Raw genomic sequence first — 4,683 nt, forward strand, 5'->3', positions numbered from 1 at the left:
GTGCAGAAGTCGGCAACGTCTCTTCGTACGCTCGCATGAACTTCCTGGTCATCGGGCTGGCGGCAGACCGAGTCGATGAAAGCGGCGATCTGCACCATCTCCGTTTCGCGCATGCCCATGGACGTCACCGCTGGTGTCCCTAAGCGGATGCCGCTTGTCAGCGCCGGATGCCGCCGGTCGCCCGGGACCATATTGAAATTCGCAATGATGCCTGCACGCGATAAGCGCTCCGCATAGGCTTTGCCTGACAGCGACCGGTCCCGAAGATCAAGGATCAGCATGTGATTGTCAGTGCCCCCGGTGACGAGTTCATAACCTCGCTCCAGAAGTGCCTGGGCCAGAGCCTTGGCGTTGTGGACGATCTGCTGACCGTAGACACGAAAGGACGAGTTCGCTGCTTCCTGCAAAGCGACGGCAAGCGCGGCGATAGTATTCATGTGCGGTCCGCCTTGCAGAAGAGGGAACACGGCGCGGTCTATACGTTTGGCCAGATTGTGTTTGCTCTTCGGATGATGGAGGGGCTGATAACGGTCTTCATTCCTTGATAAAATGAAGCCACCCCGGGGACCGCGGATCGACTTGTGAGAGGTGCTGGTGACCACATCGCAATGGGACACGGGGTTCGGATGCACTCCTGCGACAACCAGGCCGCAGATGTGGGCGATGTCAGCCACCAGATACGAGTTCACCTCCGAAGCAATTTCGGCCATGGCCGCGTAGTCAAAAATACGCGGATAAGCAGTTCCGCCGACCCAAATTAGCTTCGGGCGTTCCCGCTTGGCGGTCTCGCGCAAGTGGTCATAGTCAATTTGCTGTGTCTTTTCGTGCAGCCTGTACGGGACGCGCTGATAATCGCTGCCGGAAAAATTGACGGACCAACCGTGAGTCAGATGGCCGCCTTCGGGTAAAGGCAAGCCCATGACTTTGTCACGGGGGCTCAAAAGCGCGCGATAGACAGCCTGGTTGGCTGGCGAGCCTGAATAAGGCTGGACGTTGGCGTGTTCACTGCCAAATAGCGCTTTCAGGCGCTCGATCGCGAGGGTCTCAAGCTCATCGACGATCTCGTTTCCGGCGTAGTAGCGCGCACCGGGGTATCCCTCGGCATACTTGTTGGTGAAAATCGACCCGGTCGCTTCCAACACCGCCGAGGAGGCAAAGTTCTCGGAGGCGATCAGTTTGAGAGTTGTCCGCTCCTGACGCTCCTGTCTTAGAAGCAGTTCGTGAACGCGGGAGTCGACGGCGGCTAAGTGAGGCCGCCCGTAAGTGTCGGGCTGCGCGATGGCGCCGCCGGCGGAGTTATCCATGGTAGTCGCGCTCCATTTGGACTGATCTATTTCACGATCAAGCAGGCGGTCCCTTCAACCGCGCGTCTTGTATTGCTTCCAGGCGTTGTAGGTCTCTTTTATGATGGCCATCATCGTGGGGCAGGAGATCGACCACCAATTGAGCCAGCCCGCCATCCTTGCCTCCTGCTTGCATATGGTACGAAGACTGCGGACGTTGTTCGTTGCAGCAAAGAAAGTTGGCTCTGACCAGCCGCCGAACGTGGCGTCGAACCTGCTCGCGAGGCAGACTGGTAATATCGGCCAGCTCGCCGACGGTTAGATCCGCATGCGCGCAAAGGCCCAGGATTCGAAGGCGATCAAGATGCGCTGCCGTCCTTAGGCGATTTACCAGTGTCAACATTGGTTGGCATCAACCCGGACGGGATGCAGCAAGCCGCTAGCCCTTCTATCCCCATCAATCCGCATGAGACCTCTCTCGTCATTTGCTGTAAATCCGCTGGTATGGATGCTAATGGAAGATAGATCACAGTCCTTTCTACGACTAAGACGCCAGATATTGGGGCTAATGTACCACCTGACAGGAGACTACACTCACGAACATTATGTGAATTTTTTTTAACGTTGCTGAGAATCAAGGGGGAGGTTTGGCGAATGTCTCGCCGTCGACTGTCGAATCCTGCCCGACGGGATTATAGGGTGCGTAGCCTGCTTGTCCTTTCCACATGACCAGCGACGATGGGGCGAAGGCGGCAGACATAGCTCTGGAGCATGCTGCGGTATCTTTGGCCTGAAGCCGAGGAAGGCGGACCGTGGCTTCCGCGCCGCTGCCGGGAGCCCGCGAACAGGCCAAGTGGATCAGCCGGGTGTTGCCGTCATAGAGCGTGAGACCCAAAGCTGGCCAGCCGCGCCCTGAGGCTGACGCACCGCTCAGCGTCCACCTTGCTCTCGAAGCCCATCGGCATAGCGCCGATAACGACTTGACCGCGTGCGTGTCGACGAGCGATCGGTGAGCGCAAGGATCGAGGGTGCAGTGCAGGATAATGCTGTTTTAAATCAGCGCTGTTTTCAGCCGACTGCCTTGAGCGTGGGCACAAGGATATAGGCCCAAGGCAGGAGATCATCGTCTGCTGTTCGGGAGGCCGCCCTGGGCGCGCGACAGCCGTTCCTTCGGCTGCGCCGCTCCGCCACCATCCGCGCCGTGCCTTCCGGAGACCATTCCCGCTACCGGCCGGCGCCCGTGAAAACCTCGACCCGGCGCACCGGCTCGAGATGGCTGGGCTCAGCGTAACTCTGAAGTCGTCATATACCGAAGCCTTCACAGACTTCGGACATCCCCCTCACAGTCCGATCCAGATGGCGTCAGGAACACCGCTTGCGTTGATGCGGATGAACCCCTGCTTGTGCCACAATGACCCTTATGTCAGCGCGCGAGCCAAAGCTTCCGCGCAAGGCGACGGCTAGGATAAGGCAATGCCGACGAAGGGCACATTGCTTGCCACACTCTGGAATGATGGCATGCTCGGAAGGCCTAGGCTTTGCTCAGGGCCGCCTGCAAGGCGCGCTTTGAGGTTATTCACATAGCCTTCTGCGTAGTCCTGCGCCGTCGAGACCGAAAGATCAATGCCTGCCGCCAAGGCCTCTTCCATCAGGTGCTTTACGAGCCCATTTCGAATGGCCAGCTTGACCTCGGGGCCTGCGATAAGGCCGATCGCCTGCGCGGCCATATTGAGGCCAGCTTCCTCCAGCGCTCGCTTCATATCGCCTCCATTAATGGCCGTACGCAGGAGATTGGCTGCTTGCGACTCAGCCTCGAGAACCATCGAGGCAAGATCGGCTACTTGTCCGAGGCCCGGAATGAAGCTGAGCAGTCCCACCGCCGTTGCCGCCAAGTCGAGCACTTTCGTCTCGATTTTGAGCACGGAGTCGACGACGTGCATGACGGCCCCGCCGTTCTTTTTGGCTGACTTAATGTCAGGCTGGTCCATCAGGCCCATCTTCATGTCCGCGACGGCATTCTGCTCTTCTGCGGTTTGGGCGCCGTGGGTGATTGGCTGCTGAACGTTGCGGTTCGCAGACGACATGTTTGTGCAAAAATGGGCAAAGTCTTTTTTGCTGATATTGCCGGAATCAACCGTATGCCCGCCGCCAAAGTCGAAGAATTTATGATGGGTCTTATAGCCCGTGATCGAATTGTTCAGGAGGCCAAACAAAAGAGGATCTGAAAGGAGCTGAGAGGCTGCTTCCCGCACTTTCGGATCAAGGCTCTTGTCGTCTTTCATTTTCGCCAGTTTGTCGCGAGTCAGAACACCGCTTCCAAAGAACGTGTCCTGATGGTCCTTGATCATCTCGACCGTATTCAGCTCAGTTTGCGTGAGGCTCATCGACGATGAGGCGACTTGCAGGAAATCCTCTTTGTGCATCTTCCCTTTCGAGCCACCGCACAACTGGTTCCAAGCATCGGGGTGATCGAGGAAATATTGCGCCGCCGCAATGACCTGGGGCGGAAATTTGCCGTTTTTCGATTCGCCGCCGACCATTTTCTTGAACTCATCCAGACTCAGGTCCTTGGACAGATTTTCGGAGTACCGGTAAAACTCCCGCAAGGCATCGCTCAAGGTCATGACCGAAGGCTGCAAACCTCCGCTGCCGTCGGATGGTATGTAGTTCTGCTCGTAGCTTCGCGCTTGGGCTTCCTGAAATGCAGCAACTTGTGGGTGGTGGTTTGAAAATCCGGCCAAGTCCTTGGCGTTGATCTTGCCTCCACAGCGGCCGTCGCCCTGCGAGCCAATCGCATAAAAAAGTCCCGAATCCTGCTGCAGTCCCTGGATCGCCGCTTTAAGATCCGGTGGCGTAGAGGGATCATTGGCTTTGTCGGTCAACGACTTCCAAGTAAGCGGGCATTGGTCCTTGTGACGGTTGAGTACCGCAACAATCTGCAACTCAGCCGTGGTCAGCGACCCACCGTTCCACGTGATTCCGGGGCTCGCCCTGGGAGCCGGCTCGATCTTCGGAGTGACGCCGAGCAGATGTTGGGCTTCAGTCGCCTTGGAGCGTTGCGATTGGTCCTCCTTGAGAGCCGCCCTCATATTTGGCGGCAGCTGATCCAGTGGGTGTTGCTCCAAGCCATTCAATGTCAAGACATCCGGTGCCAGATGGCCCAAAGGGTCCTGCCGCAATTTATCCATTGTCGAATCAAGATTCGACGCTGGCAGATCCCCTTGCGCGAAAGAGCCGGGCTTGTCTGCCAGCACACAAGTGGACAGCATCGCTTCGAAGCACGATGCACTTTGCTGATGCTGGGTCGCAAAATGGGAAACTTTCAGGCCCGGCCAACCCCTTGCGGACTGTAGCGAATTTGAGCGGTAGAAAGTTGAAAGATTACTGGCCGACATTATGC

General features: G+C 57.4%; 3 protein-coding genes. All 3 read right to left on the reverse strand.

The window, feature by feature from the left end; genetic code table 11:
* Positions 1 to 1,304, reverse strand: a 1,304-nt coding sequence (gene glyA, locus EN984_RS23220; RefSeq protein ID WP_164765594.1) for a serine hydroxymethyltransferase, incomplete at its 3' end; no start/stop codon positions are given.
* Positions 1,305 to 1,341: 37 nt separating this feature from the next.
* The gene (locus tag EN984_RS39540) at positions 1,342 to 1,686 is read right to left on the reverse strand and encodes a helix-turn-helix domain-containing protein (protein ID WP_084831489.1); all 345 of its coding nucleotides are present in this window, start codon (positions 1,684 to 1,686) and stop codon (positions 1,342 to 1,344) included.
* A gap of 1,057 nt (positions 1,687 to 2,743) precedes the next feature.
* Positions 2,744 to 4,552: an HrpF/NolX family T3SS translocon protein gene (locus tag EN984_RS23230; RefSeq protein ID WP_236383467.1), complete on the reverse strand. Its 1,809-nt coding sequence runs from the start codon at positions 4,550 to 4,552 to the stop codon at positions 2,744 to 2,746.
* Positions 4,553 to 4,683: the final 131 nt, after the last annotated feature.

It is taken from the genome of Mesorhizobium sp. M7A.F.Ca.CA.004.12.1.1 (genome assembly GCF_003997835.1).
Lineage (GTDB): Bacteria > Pseudomonadota > Alphaproteobacteria > Rhizobiales > Rhizobiaceae > Mesorhizobium.

Bases quoted from the DNA above. Each gene is read 5' to 3' on its own strand.
- EN984_RS39540 (WP_084831489.1), bottom strand. From the start codon at position 1,686: ATGTTGACACTGGTAAATCGCCTAAGGACGGCAGCGCATCTTGATCGC.
- EN984_RS23230 (WP_236383467.1), bottom strand. From the start codon at position 4,552: ATGCTGTCCACTTGTGTGCTGGCAGACAAGCCCGGCTCTTTCGCGCAA.